The sequence below is a fragment of the Micromonospora sp. CNZ303 genome (genome assembly GCF_004345505.1).
Genome location: NZ_SLVT01000001.1, coordinates 438,673 through 465,452, shown reverse-complemented (window position 1 = coordinate 465,452; position 26,780 = coordinate 438,673). Strand labels below are relative to the sequence as shown.

Sequence of the window (26,780 nt, the reverse complement as noted above, 5' to 3'; positions counted from 1 at the left end):
GCCGCCCCCGGCGGGGATGCCGGGTGGATGTCCTGCCTCGGCCGAGGTCCTGCCTCGGCCGAGGCAGGACAGGGCGCCGTCGCGCTGCCGGAACACCGGCGCGCCGGCGGGCCGTGTCAGCGCGGCGGGCCGCCTCGGCGGTTGCGCATCATGCGCAGCAGGAGGAAGACGACGCCGGCCACCACGACCAGGCAGCAGAGCAGGCCGATGAAGCCGAAGCCGCCACCACGCCGCCGCCGCGCGGCCTCCACCACGAGCTCACCCGTGCCGGTGGACGCCCAGGCCGCGACGGGCACGAACACCGACAGCACGACCGCACCGAAAACGGCGGTCAACCGGCCCCACCACTTACCGAAAGAAGACATGCCCACATCTTCGCCGACAACCGCAACCTCGGCACGTCGGTCGACGAGGAACGCGCCCCGCCCGGGCACGCCTGGCGCCGTTGCGCTGGTCGGCCGCGCCCCAGCACCGCGAGCACCTGGAGCACGGAGTCATGTGGGTGTCCCGGGCCCGCCACATTCGCCGGCCGACCCGCACTTCGGCGTGCGTTGCACTTCGGCGTGCGTTGCACTTCGGCGTGCGTTGCACTTCAGCGTGACGAAGACCAGCCCGCCGTCGACCGATGCGACACGTCGACGCCGGAGGCGAGATGCGAAGAGGCCCCGGAGACAATCTCCGGGGCCTCTTCGACGTGGTAGCGGGGACAGGATTTGAACCTGCGACCTCTGGGTTATGAGCCCAGCGAGCTACCGAGCTGCTCCACCCCGCGTCGGCTCGTTAACTCTAGCGCACCCGGCGGGCGATGATCAGCGGACCCCCCGATCCCGCGGTAGACCCCGCCTTGACCAGCGCAAACCGACGTCGAACGACCGCGCGAGGCGCCCGCCGCGACGGATCGTGGCGTCAGTCGCTCCGCCTTCGCCCTGACGCAATGCACGATCGCCGGTCCAACCAATGGGCGGCGGCAGCGGGCGGCGGCTGGAGCCGGAGCCGGAGCCGCGTGATCGTCGGGCAGCGGTGGCTCGGAAATGCGGAACGGCCCCGGATTGAAGTCCGGGGCCGTTCCGACGTGGTAGCGGGGACAGGATTTGAACCTGCGACCTCTGGGTTATGAGCCCAGCGAGCTACCGAGCTGCTCCACCCCGCGTCGGTTCGTATACCGTATCCCACCGACCCCCGTCGCCGCAAAACGACCCCGGGGACACCCCACGACAACCACGACTTGACGGTGCCTGTGGGCACCTACGCCTCCCGGGCGATGTCCCGCACCGGCATGTCGAGGAGGTTAGTGCGGGGCGTCCGGCAACCGGCGCAGCGCGCCCGCCAGCAGCAGGCCGGGCGTACGCCTCCTCCACGGCGACGTGGGACGGCGGGTTGCGGCGCCGGGCCGGTGGTCGCGAACGCGACAACGCCCCCGGCGTCGGGACCGGATCGGTCCGTCGGCCGGGGGCGCTGCGAGGGTGGTGCGGGTCAGCCGCCCGGGGTGGGTGAGGCGCTGCCGCCCGGTGCCGGGGACGCCGGGGCGCTGGGCGTCGGGGACGCCGGAGCGCTGGCGCCCGGGGCCGGGGACGCCGGGGTGCTGGCGGCCTGCTGGGCCTGCTGGAAGGCGGTGAGCGCCTCGTCCAGCGCCTTCAACGCGCGCCCGTACCGCTCGAAGTCGCCCGAGGTCTGCGCGGCCCGTACCTCCGCGATGGCGGTCTGGACGCGGTTCGCCGCCTCGGCCAGCTCGCCGGTCAGCGGGGGTGCGGTCCCACCCGGCGGCGTGCCCCCGGCCGGGGGCGGGGTGTCGCCGGCGGGCGGCGGGGTGCCCGGGGCGGCGGCCTGCTTGCCCTGCTCGATGAGCTGCTTGATGCCGTCGGTCACGTTGTTGGCCAGCACCACGTAGGAGCCGCCGTCGCCGTAGGACATCAGCACCCGCTGCAACAGCGGCGGCGCGTTCTGCGCGGCCGTCTTCACGTAGACCGGCTCGATGTAGAGCATGCCGTCGCCGAACGGCAGGGAGAGCAGGTTGCCGTACTGGACCTGGGCCTGCTGGGACTGGAGCAGGTTGAGCTGCTGCCGGATGTTCGCGTTGTTGGTCATCGACTGGTGCACCTGCACCGGGCCGGAGACCCGGGTCTGGTCGGGCAGGTCGAGCACCTCCAGCCGCGGCTGCCCGTCGACGTACGACCCGGAGATCAGCGCGGCGAGGTTCTCCCGGCCGTTCGGGGTGACCGCCGAGGTGAGCTGGAAGCGCGCCGACTCCTGGCCGGGGAACTGCGTGTAGAGGTAGTAGGGCGGCTGCTTCTGGCCGGTGTCGGGGGCGTCCGGCACGTTCGGCACCTGCCAGAAGTCCGTCTCCGAGTAGAAGGCGCCGGGATCGGTCACGTGGAACCGGGTCAGCAGGTTGCGCTGCACCTTGAACAGGTCGGCCGGGTAGCGGAAGTGCTCGGCGAGCTCGGCCGGGATCTCCGACTTCGGCAGCACCAGGTCGCCGCCGAACGCCTTGTTCCACGCCTTGAGCACCGGGTCGGTCTCGTCGAACTCGTAGAGCCGGACCGTGCCGTCGTACGCGTCGACGGTGGCTTTCACGGAGTTGCGGATGTAGTTGACGTTCTCCCGGGCCAGCTGGAAGGTGCCCCGCCCGGTCAGCTCGTCGGCCGTCTGCTCCTGGAGGTTGACGCGCTCGGCGTACGGGTAGGTCGCCGCCGTGGTGTAGCCGTCGATGATCCACTGGATCCGGCCGTCCACCACCGCCGGGTACGGGTCGCCGTCGAGGGTGAGGAACGGGGCGACCTTCTCCACCCGGTCGCGGGGGTTACGCACGTAGAGCAGCTTCGAGTTGTCGTTGACCGCGTCGGAGAGCAGGAAGTTCGACTCCTGCTCCTTGATCGCGTAGAGCAGCCGCCGGGTGAACGAGCCGATCTCGACGCCGCCCTCACCGGTGTAGGTGTAGGACTCGCCGCCCTCGCCGACCGGTCGGTCGAACTCCGCCTTCCGCGCCGGGTCGCTCTGGCCGACGATCGCGTAGTCGCTGGCGTCCATCCGCTCGCCGTAGTAGACGCGGGGCTGCTTGGCCGCGATCTGCTCGGTCTGCGAGGCACACTGCTCGCCCGTCTGCTGGCCCTGCTCCTTCTGCTGCTCCTGCGGGTCGCCGAGGAAGCCGGAGACGAAGAAGGGTTGGCCGCCGCAGACCACCCGGTTGCCGGGCGCCGCCACCAGCCCGTAGCCGTGGGTGTAGACGGTGTGCCGGTTGATCCAGGTGTTCTGCTGGGGGGTCAACTGCCGGTAGTTGACCTCGCGCAGGCCGACCACGTAGTCCTGCACCTTGCCGTTGACCCCGTAGCGGTCGACGTCCAGCTTCTCGCCGAAGTCGTAGAACTGCCGGACCTGCTGGCGCTGGGTGTACGTCTCGGAGACCAGTTGCGGGTCGAGCAGCCGGATGTTCGGCACCACGGAGGTGTCCGTGGCGAGGGTCGCCGGTGGCCTCAGGTTGCTCGCCGCGTACGGCGTGGTGGTGGCCGCCTCCAGGCCGAACGCCGAGCGGGTGGCCTTGATGCTCCGCTCGATGTACGGCGCCTCCTTCTCCTTCGCGCTGGGCTTGACCTCGAAGGTCTGCACCGCCCAGGGGTAGACGCCGCCGATGGCGACGGCGGAGACGCCCAGCAGGGCGAGCGAGATGCCCGGCCAGACCAGGTTCCGCATCCAGGCGTTGGAGAAGACGATGATCGCGATCGCCACGACGATGGAGATGTAGGCGAGGATCTCCTTGGCGGGCAGCAGCGCGTTGACGTCGGCGTAGCCGGCGCCGTAGACGGGGCCGTTGCCGTACTCGAGCAGCATCGCGCGCCGGTCCAGCACGTACGCGAGCGCCTTGAGCAGGACGAAGACCGCGACGAGCGTGCTCAGGTGGGCCCGGGCGGCGTTGGTCATCCGGTCGCCGACGCCCTGGAGGCGGACGCCACCGAAGACGTAGTGCACGGCGAGCGCGCCGATCACGGAGAGCACCACCGCGGTGAAGCCCACGCCGAGCAGGTAGCGCAGGAACGGCAACTGGAAGACGTAGAAGCCGACGTCGATGCCGAACTCCGGGTCCTTCACGCCGAAGTCCCCGCCGTTGCGGAAGAGCAGCCACTGGTTCCAGCGGCTCTGCGCCGACAGCCCGGCGAAGAGGCCGACCACGGTGGCGACCAGCGTGATCCACAGGCCGAGCCGGGGGCTCAGCAGCATCCGGTAACGCTCCAGGGTGGCCTGCTCCGGCGAGTGCGGGCGCATCCGGGGGCGCAGCCGCTGGGCCAGCCAGAGGTTGCCGCCGACTATCAGCGCCATGCCGAGGCCGACGGCGAAGAAGAGCAGCAGCCGGGTCGTCAGCACCCCCGTGAAGACCCCGGTGTAGCGGACCTCGTCGAACCACAGCCAGTCCGTCCACGCCTGGACACCCCAGCCGAGCAGGGTGAAGAGCACGAACACCCCGACCAGGACACCGATCGTGACGCGTCCGCGTCGGCTCATCCTCGGCAGGGGGCTACTGCTCTTCATGACCACTGTTGGCTCCGCACGCTCGATGTGATCGGCTCCGACCAGGCACCAAGAGTACGGGGTGTTCCTGAACGTGTCGGTCCAAGGTCACACGGCGTCGCGCCGCGCGGCGGAAGCGTCGGTGGAGGGGGCGGCCGGCGCGGGCCCGCCACGTACGCCGGGAGTGCCCGCGCCCGCGGTCAGCAGCGGGTCGGCTGGCCCCCGGCGCGCATGGTCTCCAGCGCGGTCAGTGCCTCGTCCAGCGAGCCGACCTTCAGCAGTGGCAGCCCGGGCTGCGGGTTGCGTACGGCCTCGGCGCAGTTCGCCGCCGGCACCAGGAACGCCACCGCGCCGGCCTCCTTCGCGCCCACCAGCTTCTGGGCGATGCCGCCGATCGGCCCGACCCGGCCGGCGTCGTCGATCGTGCCGGTGCCGGCGATGACCTTCCCGCCGGTCAGGTCCTCCGGGGTCAGCTTGTCCACGATGCCGAGGGCGAACATCAGGCCGGCGCTCGGCCCGCCGATGTCCTCCAGGTCGATGTTCAGGGTGAACGGGTGCGGCTGCTGCTGCTCGATCTCCACCCCGATGCGGGGTCGCCCGTCCTGCTCCCGGCTGGTGACCGCCGCCGTCGCGGCGGCGCCGTCGCGGGTGTAGCCGATCCTCAGCGCGGTCCCGGCCGGCTTCGCCCTGATCAGGTCCGTGAGGCGCGTGGCCAGCGGGACCGGTTCCCCGTCCACCGAGGTCAGCACGTCGCCGGGCTTGAGCACGCCGGCCGCCGGCCCGTCGGCGGCGACGGTCTTGACCACCACCTGCACCGGGTAGCCCAGCTCCCGCAGCGCCGCGGTCTCCGCGCTGGTCTGCGAGGCCCGGAAGTCCTCCGCGTTGCGCTCCTCGACCTGCTTGCGGCTCTCCCCCGGCGGGTACACCAGCTCGCGGGGCACCACCGCCTCGTCGTCGGAGAACCAGCCCTGGATCGCCGAGCGCAGCTTGACCGAGGGCTGCACCCCGACCGTGGTCAGCCGGAGCTGGCCGGCGGAGGTGGACGTCTCCCGGCCGGTGACCTGGATGACCTCCTTGCCGTTCTCCTTGCCGAGCGTGTTGACGGTCGGCCCCGGGCCGAGCACCACGTAGGGGATGGGCGCGCCGAGCACGCCGATGCTGAGCAGAGCGGTGAGCAGAGCACCGAGCAGGACGGTCACGCCGCGACGTCTCATGCGGCAGAGCGTACCGACCGGGATCGGGGCCTCCGGTGGGTGAATCGCGACTTCGCCCTCAGCGCAACGCCAGCGGCAGCTACCTGGGGCGCGGCGCGCGTACCGTAGACGTCGTGCCTGATATTCCGTTCGGTTTCGCGCTCCCGGGTGGGCAACCACCAGACCCCAACGATCCCGCGCAGATGCAGCAGTTCATGTCGCAGTTGCAGCACCTGCTCTCCGCGTCGGGCAGCGGGCCGGTCAACTGGGACCTGGCCCGGCAGGTGGCCGCCAGCCAACTCGCCGCCGCAGGCGACCCGGCGGTGTCGCCCTTCGAGCGCAACGCGGTGGAGGAGGCGTTGCGGCTCGCGGACCTGTGGCTGGAGCCGGCCTCCGCCCTGCCCTCGGGCATTCAGACCTCGCTGGCCTGGAACCGCAACGAGTGGATCTACAAGACGCTCGACGTCTGGCGCAAGCTCTGCGACCCGGTCGCCAGCCGGATGGTCGGCGCGATGGGCGACCTGGTGCCGCCGGAGGCGCGCGCCCAGCTCGGCCCGATGCAGTCGATGGTCGCCACCCTCGGTGGCGCGCTCTTCGGCGGCCAGCTCGGCCAGGCGCTCGGCTCGCTCGCCGCGGAGGTGCTCTCCGCCGGCGACATCGGGCTGCCGCTCGGCCCGGCCGGCACGGCCGCGCTGATCCCGGCCAACATCCGGGCGTACGGCGAGGGCCTGGAGCTGCCCGAGGACGAGGTGCGCCTCTACGTCGCCCTGCGCGAGGCCGCCCATCAGCGGCTCTTCCAGCACGTGCCGTGGCTGCGCGGGCACGTGCTCAACGCCGTCGAGATGTACGCGGCCGGCATCCGGGTCAACCGGGAGGCGATCGAGGAGGCGATGGGCCGGGTCGACCCGACCGACCCGGAGTCGATGCAGGCGATCGCGCTTGAGGGCATCTTCACCCCGGAGGACAGCCCGGCGCAGAAGGCCTCGCTGGCCCGGCTCGAGACCGCCCTGGCCCTGGTCGAGGGCTGGGTGTGCCACGTGGTCGACAGCGCGGCGAGCGGCCGGCTGCCCAACGTGGTGAGCCTCGGCGAGGCGTTCCGCCGCCGCCGGGCCGCCGGTGGCCCGGCCGAGCAGACCTTCGCGGCGCTGGTCGGCCTGGAGCTGCGTCCGCGCCGGCTGCGTGAGGCGGCGGCGCTCTGGGCGGCGCTGACCGAGCACCGGGGCATCGCCGGCCGGGACGCCCTGTGGGGCCACCCCGACCTGCTCCCCTCCGACGACGACTTCGCCGACCCGGTGGCCTTCGCGATGTCCGAGTGGGACCTCGGCGAGTTGGAGAGCTTCGACTTCAGCGCGCCGGGCGGCCCGGAGGAGAAGGCCCCGGGCGAGCCGGAGCAGCGGCGCCCGGACGACGACCCCGAGGGCGGCGACGCCAGCCGCCCCTGATCGCGTCGACGCCGAGGGCCGCCCGACCCACCGGGGTTCGGGCGGCCCTCGCCGCGGTCAAGTCGGCTCAGCGGGGCTGCGCGGTGCCGGAGAGCAGGGCGCGGGTGGTCTCCCAGCCCTCCACGGCCGGGTCGAGGAACGCCAGGTCGCCCGGCCCACGCAGGCGCCGCCAGGCCGGGGTCACCGCCAGGTCGCCGGGTCGCGGCGCCGCCGCGCGCACGGCCGCGGGCCGCGCGGTGTCCAGGTCCAGCGCCGGCAGCCACGCCGGTACGGGCAGCCGGGCGGCCACGCCGAGCAGCCCCGGTCCACCGCCCTCGACCGGGGCGACCGCGACCGGCCGGGTGGTGAGTGGGCGCAGCAGCTTGCCGATGGTCAGGCCCGGCACGTCGGGCGCGTCGCCGGCGATCACGGCCACCTGGTCGTAGCCGGTGCCGGCGAGGGCGGCGAAGACCGCGTTCGGGGTCGCCTCGGGGACCTCGTACACGGCCGTGTCCGGCCAGACCACCGCGTCGGCCAGCTCCCGGTCCGCCCGGGTGACGGCAACGGCCGTCTCCACCTCGTTGAGCGTGGCGAGCAGGTCGACCACGTCCTCGGCGAGCGCGGCCCGCCAGTCCACCGGGTCGGTGCCGGGCGGCGCCCAGGTCACCGGTCCGAGCAACGCCACCACCACACGTCGGGCCACCCCACGACCCTAGCCGGATACGCCAGGAGCCACGACCCACGGGCGAGCGGAGGCGGCGTCCCCCCGCTCGGCGACGTCCGACATGAGCAGCCGGCTGCCGGAGCCGCGTCGAGATCTTGGCAGGAACGTACCCCTGGAGGGGCCGTCGCGTACCAAGATCTCGCCCGCTCCGTCCGGCAGCGCGGACGAAGCCGGCGCGGGCAGCAGGCGTTGGCGGAGGTCGGGACGGCGGGTGGCCGGCGGTGGTGCCGAGGGGGTCAGTCGGTCAGCGGCGTGCCCGAGGCCGCCGCGACGCCCTCCAGGTAGCCGCGCGCCCGCTCGGACTTCGGGTAGCGCGCGACGAGCGCCCAGAACCGCGCGTTGTGACTGGGCACGATGAGGTGCGCGAGCTCGTGCAGGAGCACGTAGTCGATCACCCAGTCGGGCAGCCCCTGGACGCGGTGCGAGATGCGGATCGTGCCGTCGTCCGGGGTGCAGGACCCCCACCGGCCGTTCTGGTTGGTGACCCAGCGGACGCTCGTCGGTACGGCCTGCGCGCCGTGTTCGGCGAGGTAGAGCTTGATCAGGCGGGTGGCCCGGGCGAGCAGCTCGGCGTCGGACCGGGCGAGGCGCCCCTCCCGGGCGGCGAGCCGGGCGAGCATCCGGTCGACCCACTCGCTCTCCTCGGCCCGGGAGAACTGGTCCGGGATGAGGACGACGACCCGTTCACCGTCGCGGTACGCGGACACCGTGCGTCGCCGACGCTGGCTGCGCCGCACTTCGACGACCGGCTTCCGCGCCCCTGCCATCAGCGGGCCGCGCAGCCTCGGATTCCTGTCACGAAGGAAAGCTAATGCGTACTGACCAGGGGTCCGCAAGGGTCAACACCCCGACACCCGCCCGGAAAATGGTGATTGGTCGGCAGGAGTCCCAAAAAATCTTCTGCCGGGCCACGGTGATTCGTCGCCGTCACCCTTCGTGGCGGCCGTCCGCAGGTACGGAGGCGTCGCGCCGCTGGCCTCCGCCGGGTGCGGGCGGGGCGCACCCCCACGTTAGGTGATCTCCGTGGCGGGCGCAGCTCGGGGTGCCCCGCACGGGGCATCTGGCCGGATTCGGTCGGCGTGTCCCCGCCAAACTGACTTATCCGACGTAATTCGCCATGCACACTCTCGACGTCGACTTGCTCACAGTGACGAAGCACAGCTGACATGGAACCGCCCACACCTGGGTAGGGTCCGCGGACCAGCGGTCACGAGCGTGGCCGTGGGAGAACGACCCAGCGCCGGTGCCCGAATGGCCCGCCGCCGGGAACCCCCGCCGGGACGGCATCGGCCGGCGGACGAGACGAGGAGGGCACCGTGGCCGACCAGGCCCAGACCTACAACGGTTACTGCGTCAAGTGCAAGGAGAAGCGGGACTTCGAGGGCCGCGTCGAGGTCTCGAAGACCGGGATGAACATGGCCAAGGGCAAGTGTCCGGTCTGCGGCACAACAGTGAACCGCATCCTGGGCAAGGCGAAGGTCTGACCCGTACGGATGCACCGGAGGGGGCGGCCGTCGGCCGCCCCCTCCGGCATGACCGCACCTCGTCCGCCGGCGCACCCCGTCGCGCACTGTCGGCTCGCCGACATGGTTACCGGCGGGTTGTGGATATCCCGGGATTTCCTGTGGACAGCCCTGGACAGGGCACCGCGCACCTGTGGACAACGATCGACGGTGAGCACGGACACGGTCACGATCGGTGTCATGCGCCGAGCCACACTGCCCCGTCCCGTCCTGCTGCCGGGCCTCACCCGACTCTGGCGGGACCGCCACACCCTCCAACTCGGCGTCGAGCCGGGCCGCGCCGTGCTGCTGGAGATCGCCGACCCCCGGGCCGCCCGCCTGCTCGACCTGCTCGACGGCACCCGTAGCGAACGGCTGGTCCTGGCGCACGCCGTCGCCGCCGAGGTGGCCCCCGACGAGGCCCGTGCCCTGCTCGACGCGCTGCGGGCCGCTGGTCTGGTCGTACCCGCGCACACCCTGCTGCCGAAGGACCTGGCCGGCCCGCCGCGGACCCGGCTCACCGCCGAGGCGGACGCGCTTGCCCTGGCCTCGGCGCGGCTGCCCGGCACGCCCGCCCAGGTGCTACGCCGGCGGCTGGCCGCCCGGGTGGTGGTCAGCGGCACCGGCCGCCTCGGCGCCCCGGTCGCCCTGGCGCTGGCCCAGGCGGGGGTGGGGCACGTGCACCCGGACCTGGCCGGCCCGGTGCGGCCGGCGGACCTGGTCGGCACGGGCATCCCGGCCGCCGCGCTCGGCCGTCCGCTCGCCCGGGCGGTACGCGAGGCCGTCGAGCGGGCCGCCCCCGGCACGGGCACGGGTCCGCTCCGGCGGGGCCGCGTCGACCTGGTCGTCCAGCTCGGTACGGACCGGCCGGCCGCCCTGCTCGCCGCCGGTCACGCCCAGCGCCGCCAGCCGCACCTGTTGCTCGGCCTCCGGGAGGGCGTGCCCGTGGTCGGCCCGCTCGTCCGCCCGCCCGCCGGTCCCTGCCTGAACTGCCTCGACCTGCACCGGGCGGACCGGGACCCGGACTGGCCGGCGCTGGCCGCCCAGCTCGCCACGGGCGCGGGCGAGCAGGCGTGTGCCACCGCGACCCTCCTGGCGGCCGGGGCGTACGCGGCGGCCGAGGCGCTGGCGCAGCTCGACGGGGGCACCCCGGAGACCCTGGGCTGCGCGGTGGAGATCACCGGGGCGGGGCGGTTCCGCCGCCGGATGTGGCCGCCGCACCCCTCCTGTGGTTGTTCGGGACGGCGCCGGTGACGCCTGCGGAGGTGGGGAGGGGCACCCAGCCCGGCGGCAGAGCAGCCGCGGGCCCCCGGAGTCGGTAACAATGGCCGGGTGACCGACATCCCGCGCCGGGCCGTGTCCCGGACCGCCAAGCTCGCCGCTCTGCCGCTCGGCTTCGCCGGTCGGACCGTCCTCGGCATGGGTAAGCGCGTCACGGGGCTCGCCTCCGACGTGATCTCCGCGGAGATCCAGCAACGCACCGCCGAGCAGCTCTTCAGCGTGTTGGGGCAGCTCAAGGGCGGTGCGATGAAGTTCGGGCAGGCGCTGTCGGTCTTCGAGGCCGCCCTGCCCGAGGAGATCGCCGCCCCCTACCGGCAGGCGCTGACAAAGCTCCAGGAGGCGGCACCGCCGCTGCCGGCGGCCAGCGTGCACAAGGTGCTCGCCGAGCAGCTCGGCCCCGACTGGCGGGACCGGTTCGTGGAGTTCGACGACACCCCCGCCGCCGCGGCCAGCATCGGCCAGGTGCACCGGGCGGTGTGGCGGGAGCCGGGCTACGGGCCGTCCGGCGCGCCGCAGAGCCGCGACGTGGCTGTCAAGATCCAGTATCCGGGCGCCGGCGACGCCCTGCTCGCCGACCTCAAGCAGCTCTCCCGCCTCGGTGGGATGTTCCGGGCGATCCAGCCCGGGCTGGACGTCAAGCCGCTCCTGGCGGAGCTGCGGGAACGGATCACCGAGGAACTCGACTACGAGCTGGAGGCCGAGTCGCAGCGCGCCTTCGCCGCCGCGTACGCGGACGATCCGGAGATCCACATCCCGGCGGTGGTCTCGGCGTCGCCCCGGGTCCTGGTCACCGAGTGGGTCGAGGGCACCCCGCTGGCGGAGATCATCCGCGAGGGCACGGAGGAGCAGCGCGACGAGGCCGGCCGGCTGATGGCCATCCTGCACCTGTCCGCGCCGCAGCGGGCCGGGCTGTTGCACGCCGATCCGCACCCGGGCAACTTCCGGCTGCTGGCGGACGGCCGGCTCGGCGTGATCGACTTCGGCGCGGTGGCCCGGATGCCGGAGGGCACGCCCGAGCCGATCGGCCGCATCGCCGCGCTGGCGCTGCGGGGCGACGCCGACGAGGTGGTGGCGGGCCTGCGCTCGGAGGGCTTCATCGGTTCCACCGAGGAGATCGACGCCGAGGCCGTGCTCGACTTCCTCCGTCCGATGCTGGAGCCCATCGCCGCCGACGAGTTCCGGTTCACCCGGGCCTGGCTGCGCACGGAGGCGACCCGGCTGGCCAGCCCCCGCTCCCCCGCGTACCAGTTGAGCCGGCAGCTCAACCTGCCGCCGTCGTACCTGCTCATCCACCGGGTGACGCTCGGCTCGATCGGCGTGCTCTGCCAACTGGAGGCGAAGGCGCCCTACCGGGGCATCCTGGAGCGCTGGCTGCCCGGCTTCGCCCCGTCGGCCGGCCAACCCTCGGCGGGCGGCTGAGCGACGGCCGCGCGACCGGACGCGCCGCGCGGCGCAGAACAGGCGCCACGGCGCGCGGCGCGACAGAGGGCATGAGGCGGGAACGCGTCGAGGGGCGGTGGCCGGAATTCGGCCACCGCCCCTCGACTTATCGGTGTGGTACTAGAGAACGCCCAGGTCGCGCGCCGCTCGGTTGCGGCTGTTCATGGCGACGGTACGGGCGGAAAGGGTTGCCTCAGTGCTCGTGGTGGTACGACCGGCCTGAGGCCGGCGCATTCGAGCCCGGGACAGCGCTTCGTGAAGTAGTTGCATCTCGGCGACTCCGTCAAGAACGTTCAGCATGGTGGTCAGCTCTCTCGTCGCCGGCGTGACACCGGCGTGGGTGGGTTGGATCGGGTGCATGTCAGGCCGCCAGCCGGACCGTGGTGCGCGACTCGGACAGCCCACTGGCCGCCAGTCGTGCCTCGGCCTCGACCCGGAGCGCCGCGTCGCGGGCGAGGTCCTCCTTGCGCGGACGGCCACGGGGCCGCTTGCGCGGGACGACCGCGCCACGCTCGAAGATCTCGCCGCCCCAGACGCCCCAGGGCTCGGCCCGCTCCACCGCCCCGGCCAGGCACTCGACGCGCAGCGGGCAGTCCCCGCAGAGCGACTTGGCCAGCTCGAGCTCGGCGGGCGAGTCGGAGAACCACAGGTCGGGGTCGAACTTCCGGCAGGGCAGGTTCGCCTCCACCTCGACGCTCACGTCGAGTGGGGCCAACGCCAGACTCATCGCCCGGTCACCTCTCTCTCACTTCGATCTCGTGGATCGCATTTCCGACGTACTTGGCGGGCAAAAAACTGAGGCCGCGGATCCCGGTAGCGGGTTCCGCGGCCTCGAGGTGAGCCGGTGTCTGAAGATCAGACCGGTCTACCTCGAGGTGGAACTCCGCGGACGTCCATGTGACGCTTGACAGCATCGACGCCCTTGCCCGTGAAGCCACTGGTCCCCTGGTTTCCGTTTGGCGCGGTGGCGAGAATCAGCTCGGCCTGAGCCTCGACACGGTGCACCTGGGAAACCGACGGTCGCGCAGCGGCGAGGGCCACCCGGACAGCCGACAACGGAGCGACGACAGCGGGCAGCGCCGCCGGACGCTCGTTGATGTAGACGATCTCCATCGGGGCCACCTCCTCTGACGTTCACTCGTGCCGATACGGTCTCTACCCCTCGTGAGCAGCCCGAATGGCGCCGCTCGCGAGGTGTGTCATGAGGCTATTCCTCGCCACGGGGCGAGGGCAAACGAATTTACGGCGAGATTTCGAAAGTTTTCTCCGGGCAGACGTCGTCGACCGCCGCGCCCGCCACCAGCGCCAGCACCGCCTCCCCGTAGAGGCCGAGTTTCCGGGGCCCGATGCCGGCGATGGCGATCAGCTCCTCCGCCCGGCCGGGGCGCCGTTCCGCGAGCGCGACCAGAGTGGCGTCGGTGAAGACCACATAGGCCGGTACCCGCTGCCCACCGGCCACCCGCTGGCGCCACTCGTGCAGCCGTTCGTGCAGCTCCTCGTCGATGTCCGAGGGGCAGGTGGGGCAGCGGCCGAGCTTGCGGTCCGGCCCGGCGAGCAGGGTGGCGCCGCAGATCCGGCAGGAGACGATCTGGGTCCGACGGCGCTCCGGCCGGCGCGCTGCCGGAGCGGCCCCGGCCCGCTCCACCCCGCTGGAGCGGTCGAGCTGCGGCAGGAACCGCGAGGGCCGCCGGGCCCGCCCGCCCGGGGAGCGGGCCGAGGCGTACGACAGCCAGAGCCACTCCCTCGCCCGGGTAACGCCGACGTAGAGCAGCCGGCGCTCCTCCTCGACCTGTTCGACGGTCTTGGCGTACGTGGTGGGCAGGGTGCCCTCGGAGAGGCCGACCAGGAAGACCGCGTCCCACTCCAGGCCCTTGGCGGAGTGCAGCGAGGCCAGGGTCACCCCGTCGACCGTCGGCACGTGCTGTGCGGCGGCCCGGCGGGCCAGCTCGTCGTTGAAGTCGGCCAGGGTGACGGGGCGCTCGACCGAGGCGGCGGGCCCGATCGGCACCACCTGCGGGGTGGCCGCGTACTCCTCGGCGAGTTGCACCAGCGCGGCGAGCGCCTCCCACCGCTCGCGGGCGGCGCCACCGGCCGGGGCGGCGTCAGGGGCCCAGCCGACCGCGGTGAGCGCCTCCACCACGGCGGCGGGCAGCGGGGTCTCCCCGGGGATCGACCGGGTGGCGGCCCGCAGGGCGACCATCGCCTGCCGCACCTCGGCGCGCTCGAAGAACCGCTCGGCCCCCTGCACCACGTACGGCACCTGCGCCTCGGTCAGCGCCTTCTCGTACGCCTCGGACTGCGCGTTGGTCCGGAACAGCACGGCGATCTCCTTCGCCGGGGTGCCGCCGTCGACCAGGGCGCGGCAGCGGGCGGCCACCGCGTTGGCCTCGGCCGGCTCGTCGGTGAAGATCCGCAGCTCCGGTTCGGGGCCGGGCGGGCGCTGGCCGACCAGCTCCAGGCGCAGCCGGGCCTCGGCGCCCCGCGCCTGGGAGATCACCGCGTTGGCCAGCCCGACGACCTGCGGGGTGGAGCGGTAGTCGCGGACCAGCCGGACCACTGTCGCGCCCCGGTACCGGCGCGGGAAGTCGACCAGGTACGACGAGGTGGCCCCGGTGAACGAGTAGATCGTCTGGCTGGCGTCGCCGACCACGGTCAGGTCGTCCCGCCCGCCCAGCCACGCCTGGAGCAGCCGCTGCTGGAGGGGGTTGACGTCCTGGTACTCGTCGACGACGAAGTGCCGGTACTGGGCGCGTACCTGCTCGGCGACGTCCCGGTGCTCCTCGATGCCCCAGACCGCGGCGCGCAGCATGTCCTCGAAGTCGATCACCCCGTTGGAGCGCTTGAGCCGCTCGTACGCCGCGAAGACCTCGGCGACGCGGGCCGGCTCGTGCGGGGTGTCCCGCATCGCCTTCGCCGCCGCGACGACGTACTCCCCCGGCTCCACCAGCGACGACTTCGCCCACTCGATCTCGCCGGCGAGGTCCCGGGCGGCCGCCCGGTCGGTACGCAGGCCGGCCTTGGCCGCGGCGAGGGTGACCAGCCGGACCTTGCTGTCCAGCAGCTCTGGCATGGCCCGCCCCTGGAGCAGCCGGGGCGCGAAGTAGCGCACCTGGCGCAGCGCGGCGGCGTGGAAGGTGCGCGCCTGGACGCCACCCACCCCGAGCGCGGTGAGCCGGGCGCGCATCTCGGCGGCGGCGCGGGCCGTGAAGGTCACCGCGAGCACGTGCCGGGCGGAGATCTCCCCGGAGAGCGCCCGGTGGGCGATCCGGGAGGTGACCGCGCGGGTCTTGCCGGTGCCGGCGCCGGCCAGGATACAGACCGGGCCGGCGGGGGCGGTCACCGCCGAGCGCTGCTCGGGGTCGAGCCCGGCGAGCACGCGTTCGGATGCTGAGTGAACCACCACAGCGAGGAATTGTCTCAGCTCCGCCAGACGTTGCAGCGATTAGCCTGGGCTTGATCGGCAAGCCGCCACGCGGACCGTTGGAGGATCTGACCATGCTGACGATGTACTCGACCCCCTGGTGCGGCTACTGCCACCGGCTGAAGTCGCAGCTCGACCGGGAGGGCATCGGCTACGAGGTGGTCGACATCGAGCAGGACCCGAAGGCCGCGGAGTTCGTGATGAGCGTCAACGGCGGCAACCAGACCGTCCCGACGCTGCGTTTCGCCGACGGCAGCGCCCTGACCAACCCCTCGATCACCCAGGTCAAGCAGCACCTGGCCACGATCGACGCCTGACCGGACGCAGCACCACCGACGAGCGGCCGCCCACCCGGGCCGGCCGCTCGTCGCGTCCTGGCCGCCTCCCCGTTCGCCGCGCCCTGGGGAGGTGCCCGGCCGGGCAGCGCCCTGCGCCCCCGGCGGGCCGGCGTCAGCGCGCCGGGCCCGGTGGGGTCGTGCCGACCACCTCCTGGGCGGCGGCCGGGCCGACGGCGGCGGACCCCTCGGCGGGCCGGCGGGGGGCGGGGATCCGGACGGGTGGCGGCGGGCTGAGCGTGCGGCCGTGCCAGAGGTAGCCGCCGGCGAGCAGGGTGGCCACCCCGATCAGGGCGAACAGGACGCGGTAGTCCAGCACCCCGACGAGCAGCGCCCCCGCGCCGATCGAGAGCGCCTGCGGGCCGCTGACCACGGCCTCCGAGGCCGCGGCGACCCGGCCGAGCAGCGCCTGTGGGGTACGCCGCTGGATCAGCGTGTGCAGCCCGACCATCGTCAGCGGCAGCGACACCCCGGCCAGCAGTACGGCGACGAAGCCGAGCCAGAGGTTCGGGTACACCAGCGCCAGCGAGGCCGGACCGAAGAACGCCACCCCGGCGGCGAGCGTGCCCACCTCGCCGGCGCGGCGCACCACGGCCGGGGAGAGCAGCCCGCCGACCAGTCCGCCGATGCCCTGCACGGTGACCAGCACACCGACGAACGCGGCGTCCCGGCGCAGCCCCTGGTCGACGTACGCGAAGATCAACGACTCGCTGAAGCCCATCGCCAGCGATCCCAGCCCGTAGCCGAGCAGCGCCCGGCGCAGCGCCGGCTCCCCGGCCAGGTGGCGCAGCCCGGCGCTCACCTCGGCCGGCCAGCGCAGCCCGGGCCCGGTGGACGGCGTCTCCGTCGTGCGGATCAGGCCCACCACGACGGCCGCCGACAGGAAGCCGACCATCCCGATCACGGCCAGCATCCAGCCGCCGACGGCGGCGTAGAGCCCGGCGCCGGCCAGCGGGCCGATCAGCCGCAGCCCCTGGCGCACGGTCTGGAGCACGCCGTTGGCGTCGGCCAGCAGCTCCACCGGCACGAGCTGCCGGATCAGGCCGCTGAGCACCGCGCTGAGGGTGATGTACGACAGGCCGTAGAGGGCCGCCACCACGTAGATGATCCACACGTCGGTCCGGTCCCGCACCACGAGGAGCGGGGTGAGCAGCACGGCCGTCACCAGGTTCGCCGCCACGAAGAACGGGCGCCGGGGGTAGCGGTCGACGATCCACCCCACCAGCGGGGCCAGGGTCATCGGGGCGATGACCGCGAAGATGGTGGCGCCGGCCAGCCCGTCCGACCCGGTCAGGTCCTTCACCCAGATGGCGAGGGCCAGCAACAGGATCGACTCGGCGGCCATGCTGGCGAGCAGGCCGCCGAAGAGCAGGCGGAAATCCGGGCGGCGCAGGACGGTGCGCATGGGGTCCCTCCGGCGGGGGTGGTGCGCGGCGTGGCGCGGTCTGGGGTGGCGCGGTCGGGCCGACGGCGTCCTACCGGACGCCGTGCCCTTCCACGGTCCTCTTTTCTGCGAGACACGCCCCCACCGGGACCTCCGGCGGGAGGCGCGCCGTCCATACTGACCGTGGGGGGCGAATTTCATACAGTTACCGTCGCGTCTGCGGCGGTCCACGGAAAAGAGGACGTCGTGCCTCCTGCCTCACCCAGCCCGATCCTGCGCCGCCGCAGGTTGGGCACCGAGCTGCGCCGGCTGCGCGAGGCCGCGGGTCTCACGGGAGACCAGGTCATCGAGCGGATCGGCTGGGCGTCCGCGTCCAAGTTGTCCCGGCTGGAGAACGGCCGCAGCCGCCCGGACCCGGACGACGTCCGCGTGCTGCTGGATCTCTACGGCGCCGACGAGGCGCTGCGCCGGGAACTCCTCGGCATCACCGAGGAGGCCGGCGACATCCGCGGCTGGCTGCGCAACTACCCGGTGATGACCCAGCAGCAGCGCAGCTTCGCCGAGCTGGAGGCGGGCTGCGCGGAGATCTCGGAATACAACCCGGTCCTGGTGCCGGGCCTGCTCCAGACGCCGGACTACGCGTCGGTGCGGATCGCCTCGGCCCGGCAGGTCGACGAGGAGGCCGGCGACCCGGAGGCCGGTGAGGACATCGACACCGAGGTGCGGGCCCGGCTGGCCCGGCAGTCGCTGCTCACCCGCGCGACCGACGCGCCCCGTTACACGGCGGTGCTGGAGGAGGCGGCGCTCGGCGGCCGGACCGGGCCGCCGGAGGTGCTGCGCGCGCAGCTGGTGCAGCTCTGCGAACTGGCGATGCTGCCGAACGTCACGCTGCACGTGCTGCCGCGCGACACCCAGATCGGCGACTGGTACCTCCCGCCGACCGCGTTCTCGCTCTACCGGTTCGCGGATCCGCTCGATCCGGAGACGCTGGCCATCGAAGGGGGGTTCACCGACGTCATGTCGACCGAGGTAAACGCCCTAAATCGCTATAAAGTGGTGTTCGAGTGGCTATGCACGGCGGCGCTCTCCGAATCGGACACCCTCTCCTGGCTGATCGAGGCGACGGGGCGGCTGCCCGGCACGGCGACCGCGTCCACGGTGGCGTACGGGCCGGCAACGGCGCCGACCCAACGCCGCCGGCATTCCGGGCGCCTGACGGACCGGTGAGCACGGGGGCCCACCGTCGGGTCGTGCGGCGCCACTCGTTCCATCGGAGCAGTTCACCTCAGGAGTGGCACGATGAACGAGATCCGCAACACGCCGTCCGTACTCGCCCAGCTCGCGGACGCCCCGTGGCGTAAGAGCACGCGCAGCCAGACCTCGAACTGCGTCGAGGTCGCACCACTGAGGACCGGGCCGGTCGCGGTGGCCCTGCGGGACAGCAAGGACCAGGGCGGTCCGGTGCTGCTGTTCAACCGGGCGGGCTGGCTGGGCTTCATCGCCGGCGCGAAGAACGGACAGTTCGACCTGAACTGATCCGTCGACCGTCGCGGGGCCGCCGGCAGCGTGCCGGCGGCCCCGTCGCGTCTGCGCCGCACCACCCCGCCGACCAGGCATCCGCTGATCGGATGAGCCTCCGGACCAATCGCCGCGTTTCACTTGATGAGACGACCGCGCGGCGTAACATGACGGCAGAGTGACGTGGAACTTCCACCCGTTCCCCACCCTCGCGATTCATCCGGAGACCCGCATGCGGTTCCTGATCGTTCGCACCGACATCCGCGCCGCCGCCGACGTGGACATCGCCGCCGCCTGGGCGTGCGGTGACCGACTCCGCGACGAGACCACCACGCCCGAGCCGCGCCGCCAGATCGTGCACGCCGAGGAGCGCGACGCCGCGCTGCTGCTGGCCCGGGCCCTCGCCACGGTCGGCGCGGTCCGCTCCGGCAAGCAGCGGGTCAAGGTGCTCCCGCTCGACGAGCCGGGCCGCGGACGGCGGGCCGCACCCGACGACCGAGGCAGCTGACCCGCACCCAGACGTCCGTCGTGGTCGGACCGGCTCCCCCGCCGTGCTCCTTTGCCCAGCCGACCACGGCGGCCCGTGTTCCCGGTCCGTGACCGTCGCGGCAACGGCGGTCACGGGCCGGGACCGCACGACCCCCGGCCACCGGCGCGCTCGCGGGCGGCGGAGACCGGCTCAGCAGTGCCCGTCGAGCCAGCGGTGGATCAGGAAAAGCGCGATCGACGACGGCGGCGGCAGCACCAGGCGTGCCCCGCCGACCTCCACCGGCCGTCCCGCCAGGGCCGCGCCGATCTCCCTGCGGGAGAACCACCGGGCGAACGCGATCTCCGTCGGATCCACCTGCACCGGATGCTCCGGATCCGCGGTGGCGAGGAAGCCGAGCATCAGGGAGCCGGGAAACGGCCACGCCTGGCTGCCCGCGTACGCGATGTCGTCGACCGGGACGCCGACCTCCTCGCGGACCTCGCGCAGCACCGCGGCCTCGGCCGACTCCCCCGGCTCGACGTAGCCGGCGAGGCAGGAGAACCGGCGTTCGCCGGCGGTGTGCGGCCAGGTGGCGTTGTTGCCGAGCAGGCACCGCCCGTCCAGGCCAGGAACGCCGTCGTGCACCAGCACGATCATGGCGGGATCGGTACGCGGCCAGATCCGCTCCCCGGCCGGGTCGACCCGGGACCAGCCGGCCTCGTCCACCTCGGTCGGGTGCCCGGTGGCCGACGAGTAGCGGTGCCGCAGGTGCCAGTTGACCAGCGCCAGCGCGGTGGTGAACAGCCCGGCGTCGCGGTCGCCGAGCAGGTGCCCGACCTCCCGCAGATGCGCCGCCCGGGCCCCGGACACCGCCGGCAGCGGGGCGTCCACGGCGAAGACCGGCACCCCGTCCGGCTCGACGCCGAGGAACATCGGCGACGTCGGCTCGGGCAGCCCGGCCGGATCGACAAGCACCAGCCTCGGCGGCGACGTGTCGGTACGCACCAGCGCCCGGCCGCCGTCAGCGGAGTCGAGCACCAGCACCCGGGCCCGGCTCCACGCCTGCGCCAGCCACCCGGGGTCGGTGCGCCGGTGGGCCGCCCGGTCCAGGGTGGACCGAGCCAGCGGCGGCGCGGGCTCCCCGCTCACGGTCGCGCCGGCTCGGTGGTGACCGGGGCCAGCGCCGCCACCTGCGGCCCGATCCGTTCGGCGTCGCCCAGCACCACGGTGACCGCCCGCGCCGGGGCGAGGTAGCGGGCCGCCGCCTCGGCCACGTCGGCCACGGTCGCCTTCGCCAGCCGGGCGGCGTGCTCGGCCAGGAACTCCAGGCGCAGCCCGCTGCCGGCGTACGCGCTGGTCAGCGAGGCGAGCCCGGCCTGGGTGGACATCCCCAGCTGGAGGGTGCCGAGGGCGTACTGGCGGGCCTGCTCCAGCTCGTCCTCGCGGGGCGGGAGGGAGGCCAGCCGGCCGAGTTCGTACGTCGTCTCCAGCAGCGCCGGCCCGGTCACCTCGGTGGCCACGTCGACGGCGGCGACCAGCACCGACCCGGCCACCGAGTGCTCGACGAGGGAGTGCCCCCCGTACGTGTAGCCCTTGTCCTCGCGGATGTTCTCCACCCAGCGGGAGGAGAAGTAGCCACCGAAGATCAGGTTGGCCAGTTGCAGCGCGGCGTGGTCCGGGTGGGTGCGGGGCACCGCCGGCAGCGCGATCCGCAGCGAGGACTGCACCGCCCCCGGGCGGTCGACCAGCAGCAGCGGCCCGGGCTCCAGCGGCGGGGCGGGCGGCAGGTCGGCGGTGTGCCCGGCGCCGGTCCACCCGGACAGCGCCTTCTCGGCGGCGTCCAGCGCCCGGTCCGGCTGCACGTCACCGACCAGCACGAGCACGGCGTCGGCGGGGTGCACCCGCTGGGCGTGCAGGGTCCGCAGCACTCCCGGCCGGACCGCCCGGACCGCCTCCGGTTCGGGGGTCTGCACCGCGTACGGGTGGCTGCCGTAGACCCGTCGGAGCAGGGCGGTGCGGGCCAGGTGCGCCGGCTGGCTCCGCGCCACGTGGATACGGTCCACCAGCCGGTCCCGCTCCGTGGCGACGTCGTCGTTCGGGTAGGCCGCGTCGGTCAGCACCTCGGCGAGGATCTCCAGCATCCGGTCCAGCCCGGTGACCAGCCCGGCGCCGGAGAGCATCAACCGGTCCGGGTCGATCCCGGCGGAGAGCCCGCCGCCGACCTTCTGCAACTCGGCCGCGATCTGCACGCTGGACATGGTCTGAGTGCCGGAGAGCAGCGTCTGCGCGAGCATGGCGCCCCGGGCGAGGTGGGTGCGGCCGAACGGCATCCACAGCCGCACCTCCACCAGCGGCACCGCCGGCCGGCGTACGGCGATCACGGTCAGCCCGTTGCCCAGCGTGCGCTCGGCCTGCTTCGGCAGCTTGAGCCTGCGGTTCGGGCCGAGCGGCGGCAGCGCCCGGGGCGCGGCCGGTGCGGTCACGCTCATTTGGCCCCTCCTGGGATGACCTCGATGGACGCCCGGCGCTCGGGCCGCAGGGTGGCCGCGGCGGCGCGGACCTGCTCGTCGGTGACCTCGCCGACGAGCCGGGGCAGGTCGTTGAGCAGCCCCGGCTCGCCGCGCTGCTGCTCCAGCACGGCCATCTGCAACGCCCGGCCGAGCACCGCGTCGGTGTCGCGCAGCAGGTGGGTCGCCATCCGGGCCTGGGTGCGGGCCAGTTCCCCCTCGGCCACGCCGTCGGTGGCCAGCCGGTCCAGCTCCTCGTCGATGGTGCGCAGCACCTTGTCCACGTCCCCGCCGGGCGGCAGGTGCGCCTGGAGCAGCAGCGCCGTCGGGTCCCGCACGTCGAACGGGTCGCCCATGAAGCCGACGTAGCCGCCGAGGCTGGTCACCGCCCGGTCCCGCTGGACCAGCCGCTCGACCAGCCGGGACGCGTCGCCGTCGGTGAGCACCTCGGCCAGCACGACGTACGGCAGGTAGGCGGCGAAGTCGGTGATCGGGTCGGGCACCCGCCAGGCGCCGGCCACCGCCGGCAGCGGGGCCAACTCGTCGGTGTACGAGGTGCGCCGCTCCCCGGTCAGGTCGGGCTCGGCGAAGTCTGGCCGTTTCGGGGCGGGACGCGCCGGCACGTCGCCGAAGTGCCGCTCGATCAGCGTCGTCGCCTCGGCGACGTCGATGTCACCGCTGACCGCCAGCACCGCGTTGCCGCTCGCGTAGTAGCGGCGGAAGAAGTCGGCGGCGTCGGGGACGGTGGCCGACTCCAGGTCGACGAAGGAGCCGTAGCCGTCGTGCGCGTTCGGGAAGGTGTCGAACATGACCGGTGGCAGGGTCAACCAGGGGAAGCCGCCGTACGGGCGGTTGAGGACGTTTACCCGGATCTCCTCCTTGACCACGTCGACCTGGTTGCGCAGGTTCTCCTCGGTCAGCCGGGGGCCGCGCATCCGGTCGGCCTCAAGGAACAGCGCCCGCTCCAGGGCGTTGCTCGGCAGGGTCTCGAAGTAGTCGGTGTAGTCCAGGTGGGTGGAGCCGTTGAAGGTGCCGCCCGCCCCCTGCACGTGCCGGAAGTGCGCCAGCTTCTCCAGGTTCTCGGAGCCCTGGAACATGAGGTGCTCGAAGAGGTGGGCGAAGCCGGTGCGCCCCTCGGGTTCGGAGCGGATGCCGACGTCGTAGACGACCGCCACCCCGATCACCGGGGCGCTGCGGTCGGGGGTCAGGACCACCCGCAGGCCGTTGTCGAGCGTGAACCGCTCGACCGGGTACTTCGTCGCTGGAATTCTCGATCTCCGCGCCGCCACGGGATCGACCCTAGCGCGTCGGCACCCCCGCCACCGGCGACCTCTCGCCTGCCGCCCCGACCGGCACCCGGGGCGTCTTGCGCCGCCGCCCCGGCGGCCGGCTACGGCGCCGGGAAGACCGGCCGCAAAGCACATCCAACCAGTAGAGATAGCCGCTTTTTATGGGACGCGGATCCCGGCATGTGGTTGGCCCTTGACGCCACTTCACCGCCTGCCCCAGTCTTCCTACCAACTAAGTAGGAATACTGCGGATTGGATGGACGATGAGACGGCTCCCCATGCGTCGGTGGGTCTCCCTGGCCACCCTCGCCGTCGTCGGCGTGGCGACCCTGGGCACCGCCGCCGCCTGCGGCGACGACAGCGAGGGCGCGGGCGGCGGCTCCGGCCCGACGACGCTGCGGCTCGGCTACTTCCCCAACATCACCCACGCGCCGGCCGTGGTCGGCGTGGAGAAGGGCATCTTCGCCGAAAAGCTCGGCGGCGACGTCAAGCTGGAGACGAAGACCTTCAACGCCGGCCCCGCCGCCATCGAGGCGATCTTCTCCGGCGCGCTCGACGCCACGTACATCGGCCCGAACCCCACCGTGAACGCCTTCTCGAAGTCGAAGGGCGAGGCGGTCCGCGTCATCTCCGGCGCGGCCTCCGGCGGCGTCGCGCTCGTGGTCAAGCCCGAGATCACCTCCGTGGAGCAGCTCCGGGGCAAGAAGATCGCGACCCCGCAGCTGGGCAACACCCAGGACGTGGCCATCCGCTACTGGCTCAAGGAGAAGGGCCTCACGACGACCAAGGAGGGCGGCGGCGATGTCAAGATCATCCCGCAGGAGAACGCCCAGACGGTGGAGACGTTCAACAGCGGGGCCGTCGACGGCGCCTGGGTGCCCGAGCCGTTCGTGTCCCGGCTGGTCAACGCGGGCGGCAAGGTGCTCGTCGACGAGCGCGACCTCTGGCCGGACCGGAAGTTCGTGATCACCAACCTGATCGTCAGCACCAAGTTCCTCAAGGCCCACCCGGACGTGGTCAAGAAGCTGGTCCAGGGCCAGGTGGCGGCCAACGAGTTCGTCAACACCAAGCCCGACGAGACGCACCGGGCCATCTCCGACCACATCGGAAAGATCAGCGGCAAGCCCCTCGACCTCAAGCTGATCAAGCAGGCCTGGCCGACGCTGGAGTTCACCAACGACCCGATCGCCACGTCGCTGAAGACCGGGCTCGACCACGCCGTCGCGGTCGGCCTGACCCAGCCGGTCAGCCTCGACGGTCTCTACGACCTGGCCTACCTCAACGAGGTGCTGAAGGGCCAGGGCAGGCCCGAGGTCGTCCAACCATGACGTCGACCACGACGACGCCACGCAGCGCGACCGGCTCGGTCGCGCTGCACGGCGTCACCAAGGTGTACGGGCGCGGGGCGAACGCCGTCGTCGCCCTGGACGGGGTCTCCCTCGACGTCGCGCCCGGCGAGTTCGTCTGCCTGGTCGGGGCCTCCGGCTGCGGCAAGAGCACCCTGCTCAACCTGGTCGCCGGCCTCGACCGGCCCAGCGGCGGGCGGATCACCCTCGACGAGGGCGTCGACCCGGGACTGATGTTCCAGGAGCCCGCCCTCTTCCCCTGGCTCACCGTCGAGGGCAACGTCGAGGTGCCGCTGAAACTGCGCGGGCTGCCCCGGGCGGCGCGGCGGGAGCGGGTCGCCGAACTGCTCGGCACGGTCCACCTGGCCGACTTCGGTCGCAAGCGCCCGCACGAACTGTCCGGCGGCATGCGCCAGCGGGTGGCGTTGGCCCGCACCCTCGCCCTGGACACGCCGGTGCTGCTGATGGACGAGCCGTTCGGCGCGCTGGACGCGATGACCCGGGACATCCTGCACGACGAGCTGGAACGGATCTGGACCGAGCGGCGGCTCACCGTGCTCTTCGTGACGCACAACGTCCGCGAGGCGGCCCGGCTCGCCGACCGGATCATCCTGCTCTCCAGCCGGCCGGGCCGGATCATCTGGTCCACCCCGGTCGACGTGCCCCGGCCGCGCCGCATCGACTCCCCCGAGGTCGCCGCGATCGCCGCCGAGGTCACCGGCCGCCTGCGTACGGAGGTGGGCCGCCATGGCCGGTGACACCCTCGCCGCCGTCGCGCGTACCGACGCGGAGATCTCCGGGCTGGACGCCCTGGAGCTGGCCGGTCGGGAGAAGAGCCGCACGAGGGCCAGCCGGCTCTGGGCGGCGACCTGGCCGAAGCTGGCCGCGCTCGTCCTCGCCGTCGGCGCCTGGCAGGTCGTGGTCTGGACCGGCTGGAAGCCCGAGTACTCGTTGCCGGGCCCGGTCGCCGTGGGTCAGGAGCTGCTCCGGCAGGTCAGCGGCGTCCAACTCTGGGAGGGGCTGGTCACCACCCTGCGCCGGGCGGCCCTCGGCTACGTCTTCTCGGTCGCCGTCGGCCTGCTGCTCGGCCTCGCGGTGGCCCGGTCGCGGATCCTGCGGGCCGCGATCGGCTCGATGATCACCGCGTTGCAGACGATGCCGTCGATCGCCTGGTTCCCGCTGGCGATCCTGCTGTTCGAGCTGAGCGAGAAGGCCATCTTCTTCGTGGTGGTGCTCGGCGCCGCGCCGTCCATCGCCAACGGCGTGATCGCCGGTGTGGACTACGTGCCGCCGCTGCTGCTGCGCGCCGGCCGCAACCTCGGCGCCCGAGGGCTCAACCTGTACCGGTACGTCATCGCGCCCGCCGCGCTGCCGGCCATCGTGGCCGGTCTCAAGCAGGGCTGGGCGTTCTCCTGGCGCAGCCTGATGGCCGGCGAGCTGATCGTGGTCGGCATCTCGCAGACCTCGCTGGGCGCGCAGCTGACCTACTCGCGGGAACTCTCCGACTCGCCCTGGCTGATCTCCACGATGATCGTGATCCTGGTGCTGGGCCTGGCGGTGGACGCCGCGTTCGGGGCGGCGGACAAGGCGATCCGGCGTCGCTGGGGCGTGTTGGACCAGGCGGGTCAGTGACGTGTACGTCTCCGCGCGCAGTGACTACGCGCTCCGGGCCATGCTCGCCGTCGCCGCCGCGGCTCCGGTCGGCGGCGGCGAGCTGGTCAAGGCGGGGACGCTGGCGGACAGCCAGGGCATCCCGCTGAGCTTTCTCCAGGGCATCCTGGTCGACCTGCGCCGGGCCGGCCTGCTGGTGAGCCACCGGGGCACCGAGGGCGGGTACGCCCTGGCCCGCCCGGCGGTGGAGATCAGCGTCGGCGACGTGCTCCGCGCGATCGGCGGGTCCCTGACGACCGTCCGCGGGCTGCCGGCCGAGCGGGCCGGCTACGCGGGTGTGGCGACCGGCCTGCGGGACGTCTGGCTGGCCGTGCACGGCGCGATCGCCCTGGTGGTCGACCGGACCACCCTCGCCGACCTGCTGGGGGCGGAACACTTCCCGGCCGGCGCCGGGGAGACCCGCGCGCGCTGACCGCGCACCGGCTCCTCCGGCGACGGGCAGGCGGGGCCCGGCGACGGTCAGCCGACGGTGGGCACCGGCCGCTCCGTCGGGCTGCGAAGCTCGACCGGAGCGGCTGGCGCGGCCCCGTCCGGGGTGGCGTGCCACGGCGTGAACACCGCGACCACGGCGAGCAGCAGCCCGGCCAGCGCCACCGCGAGCACCAGCAACAGTTCCCGCGCCGCGCCCGAGCCGGCGTCGCCCGCCATGGTCACCCCTCCCATGCCGGGCGGTCCCGCCCGGATCTTCCCCCGCTCTCAGCTTTCACCACCCCCGGCGGCGGAAACAGTCGCCGATCGGACGTAACGTTCGCTGATTCCAGACTCAGCCGTCGGCTCCG

Annotated in this window: 25 protein-coding genes and 2 tRNA genes; 12 read left to right on the top strand and 15 right to left on the bottom strand. The window is 73.2% G+C overall.

Translation table 11 applies throughout. The annotated features are described in order from the left end of the window. Positions 1–116: 116 nt before the first annotated feature. The 5 genes from EV374_RS02260 to EV374_RS02240 form a co-directional block, all read right to left on the bottom strand. Positions 117–365, bottom strand: coding sequence for a hypothetical protein (locus EV374_RS02260; RefSeq protein ID WP_132231080.1), 249 nt, complete (start codon positions 363–365; stop codon positions 117–119). Between the two features lie 330 nt (positions 366–695). Then, positions 696–772: transfer RNA gene (locus tag EV374_RS02255), tRNA-Met, on the bottom strand. 301 nt (positions 773–1,073) lie between these two features. Then, positions 1,074–1,150 (bottom strand) — tRNA-Met (locus tag EV374_RS02250). Between the two features lie 323 nt (positions 1,151–1,473). Next, positions 1,474–4,521, bottom strand: a complete 3,048-nt coding sequence (locus EV374_RS02245) for a UPF0182 family protein (RefSeq protein WP_132231079.1) — start codon at positions 4,519–4,521, stop codon at positions 1,474–1,476. Positions 4,522–4,700: 179 nt separating this feature from the next. Then, entirely contained in the window at positions 4,701–5,714 is a 1,014-nt protein-coding gene (locus tag EV374_RS02240) for a YlbL family protein (protein WP_132231078.1), read from the bottom strand. A 113-nt stretch (positions 5,715–5,827) separates the two neighbouring features. On the opposite strand from EV374_RS02240, the gene EV374_RS02235 reads away from it, so the two are divergent. Next, the gene (locus EV374_RS02235) at positions 5,828–7,135 is read left to right on the top strand and encodes a zinc-dependent metalloprotease (protein ID WP_165947701.1); all 1,308 of its coding nucleotides are present in this window, start codon (positions 5,828–5,830) and stop codon (positions 7,133–7,135) included. A gap of 67 nt (positions 7,136–7,202) precedes the next feature. On the opposite strand, the gene EV374_RS02230 is transcribed toward EV374_RS02235, so the two are convergent. Continuing rightward, positions 7,203–7,817 carry a hypothetical protein gene (locus EV374_RS02230; RefSeq protein WP_132231077.1) on the bottom strand — a complete coding sequence of 205 codons (615 nt, stop codon included), beginning with the start codon at positions 7,815–7,817 and terminating at the stop codon, positions 7,203–7,205. 257 nt (positions 7,818–8,074) lie between these two features. Continuing rightward, positions 8,075–8,605 (bottom strand): M48 metallopeptidase family protein, encoded by a 531-nt coding sequence (locus tag EV374_RS02225; protein ID WP_132231076.1) that lies wholly within the window; start codon positions 8,603–8,605, stop codon positions 8,075–8,077. 549 nt (positions 8,606–9,154) lie between these two features. On the opposite strand from EV374_RS02225, the gene EV374_RS32380 reads away from it, so the two are divergent. The 3 genes from EV374_RS32380 (at position 9,155) to EV374_RS02215 (ending at position 12,040) form a co-directional block, all read left to right on the top strand. Next, positions 9,155–9,322, top strand: coding sequence for a DUF5679 domain-containing protein (locus EV374_RS32380; RefSeq protein WP_012014940.1), 168 nt, complete (start codon positions 9,155–9,157; stop codon positions 9,320–9,322). Between the two features lie 219 nt (positions 9,323–9,541). Next, entirely contained in the window at positions 9,542–10,594 is a 1,053-nt protein-coding gene (locus EV374_RS02220) for a TOMM precursor leader peptide-binding protein (protein WP_132231075.1), read from the top strand. Positions 10,595–10,672: 78 nt separating this feature from the next. After that, entirely contained in the window at positions 10,673–12,040 is a 1,368-nt protein-coding gene (locus tag EV374_RS02215; protein ID WP_132231074.1) for an ABC1 kinase family protein, read from the top strand. Positions 12,041–12,422: 382 nt separating this feature from the next. Here the strand turns inward: EV374_RS02215 and EV374_RS02205 are convergent, their stop codons facing one another. The 3 genes from EV374_RS02205 to EV374_RS02195 all read right to left on the bottom strand — a co-directional run bounded on the left by EV374_RS02205 (position 12,423) and on the right by EV374_RS02195 (position 15,464). After that, positions 12,423–12,788, bottom strand: coding sequence for a WhiB family transcriptional regulator (locus tag EV374_RS02205; protein ID WP_088998544.1), 366 nt, complete (start codon positions 12,786–12,788; stop codon positions 12,423–12,425). Positions 12,789–12,916: 128 nt separating this feature from the next. Next, positions 12,917–13,174, bottom strand: coding sequence for a hypothetical protein (locus EV374_RS02200; protein WP_132231073.1), 258 nt, complete (start codon positions 13,172–13,174; stop codon positions 12,917–12,919). A 127-nt stretch (positions 13,175–13,301) separates the two neighbouring features. Next, positions 13,302–15,464: an ATP-dependent DNA helicase UvrD2 gene (locus tag EV374_RS02195; protein WP_132231072.1), complete on the bottom strand. Its 2,163-nt coding sequence runs from the start codon at positions 15,462–15,464 to the stop codon at positions 13,302–13,304. 92 nt (positions 15,465–15,556) lie between these two features. Here EV374_RS02195 and EV374_RS02190 point away from each other — a divergent pair, with 92 nt between their 5' ends. After that, positions 15,557–15,799: a mycoredoxin gene (locus EV374_RS02190; protein WP_089003216.1), complete on the top strand. Its 243-nt coding sequence runs from the start codon at positions 15,557–15,559 to the stop codon at positions 15,797–15,799. 133 nt (positions 15,800–15,932) lie between these two features. Here the strand turns inward: EV374_RS02190 and EV374_RS02185 are convergent, their stop codons facing one another. Continuing rightward, a complete protein-coding gene (locus EV374_RS02185) occupies positions 15,933–17,222 on the bottom strand; it encodes an MFS transporter (protein WP_486485529.1) in 1,290 nt (429 codons plus the stop codon). Positions 17,223–17,447: 225 nt separating this feature from the next. Here EV374_RS02185 and EV374_RS02180 point away from each other — a divergent pair, with 225 nt between their 5' ends. The 3 genes from EV374_RS02180 (at position 17,448) to EV374_RS02170 (ending at position 19,227) form a co-directional block, all read left to right on the top strand. Beyond that, entirely contained in the window at positions 17,448–18,428 is a 981-nt protein-coding gene (locus tag EV374_RS02180) for a Scr1 family TA system antitoxin-like transcriptional regulator (RefSeq protein WP_132231070.1), read from the top strand. Positions 18,429–18,500: 72 nt separating this feature from the next. Next, positions 18,501–18,737 (top strand): DUF397 domain-containing protein, encoded by a 237-nt coding sequence (locus EV374_RS02175; RefSeq protein ID WP_132231069.1) that lies wholly within the window; start codon positions 18,501–18,503, stop codon positions 18,735–18,737. Between the two features lie 214 nt (positions 18,738–18,951). Then, the gene (locus EV374_RS02170) at positions 18,952–19,227 is read left to right on the top strand and encodes a hypothetical protein (protein WP_132231358.1); all 276 of its coding nucleotides are present in this window, start codon (positions 18,952–18,954) and stop codon (positions 19,225–19,227) included. 171 nt (positions 19,228–19,398) lie between these two features. Here the strand turns inward: EV374_RS02170 and nudC are convergent, their stop codons facing one another. Genes nudC through EV374_RS02155 form a run of 3 tightly spaced genes read right to left on the bottom strand, consistent with a single transcriptional unit; the run spans position 19,399 to position 22,984 of the window. Beyond that, positions 19,399–20,337: an NAD(+) diphosphatase gene (gene nudC / locus EV374_RS02165; protein ID WP_132231068.1), complete on the bottom strand. Its 939-nt coding sequence runs from the start codon at positions 20,335–20,337 to the stop codon at positions 19,399–19,401. Next, complete coding sequence (locus EV374_RS02160) at positions 20,334–21,677, bottom strand: M16 family metallopeptidase (RefSeq protein ID WP_132231067.1); 1,344 nt, start codon at positions 21,675–21,677, stop codon at positions 20,334–20,336. The genes nudC and EV374_RS02160 overlap by 4 nt, the downstream gene beginning before the upstream one ends. Next, entirely contained in the window at positions 21,674–22,984 is a 1,311-nt protein-coding gene (locus tag EV374_RS02155; protein WP_132231066.1) for a M16 family metallopeptidase, read from the bottom strand. Before EV374_RS02155 ends, EV374_RS02160 begins: the two co-directional genes overlap by 4 nt. 263 nt (positions 22,985–23,247) lie before the next feature. Between EV374_RS02155 and EV374_RS02150 the strand changes: the two genes are divergently transcribed. The 4 genes from EV374_RS02150 to EV374_RS02135 are packed head-to-tail and all read left to right on the top strand — an operon-like array spanning position 23,248 to position 26,413. Further along, positions 23,248–24,312 (top strand): ABC transporter substrate-binding protein, encoded by a 1,065-nt coding sequence (locus tag EV374_RS02150; RefSeq protein ID WP_132231065.1) that lies wholly within the window; start codon positions 23,248–23,250, stop codon positions 24,310–24,312. Further along, positions 24,309–25,088 carry an ABC transporter ATP-binding protein gene (locus EV374_RS02145; RefSeq protein WP_132231064.1) on the top strand — a complete coding sequence of 260 codons (780 nt, stop codon included), beginning with the start codon at positions 24,309–24,311 and terminating at the stop codon, positions 25,086–25,088. Before EV374_RS02150 ends, EV374_RS02145 begins: the two co-directional genes overlap by 4 nt. Further along, a complete protein-coding gene (locus EV374_RS02140; protein ID WP_132231063.1) occupies positions 25,078–25,962 on the top strand; it encodes an ABC transporter permease in 885 nt (294 codons plus the stop codon). Before EV374_RS02145 ends, EV374_RS02140 begins: the two co-directional genes overlap by 11 nt. A 1-nt stretch (position 25,963) precedes the next feature. Then, entirely contained in the window at positions 25,964–26,413 is a 450-nt protein-coding gene (locus tag EV374_RS02135) for an Rrf2 family transcriptional regulator (RefSeq protein ID WP_132231062.1), read from the top strand. Between the two features lie 47 nt (positions 26,414–26,460). On the opposite strand, the gene EV374_RS02130 is transcribed toward EV374_RS02135, so the two are convergent. After that, entirely contained in the window at positions 26,461–26,649 is a 189-nt protein-coding gene (locus tag EV374_RS02130) for a hypothetical protein (RefSeq protein WP_132231061.1), read from the bottom strand. Positions 26,650–26,780: the final 131 nt, after the last annotated feature.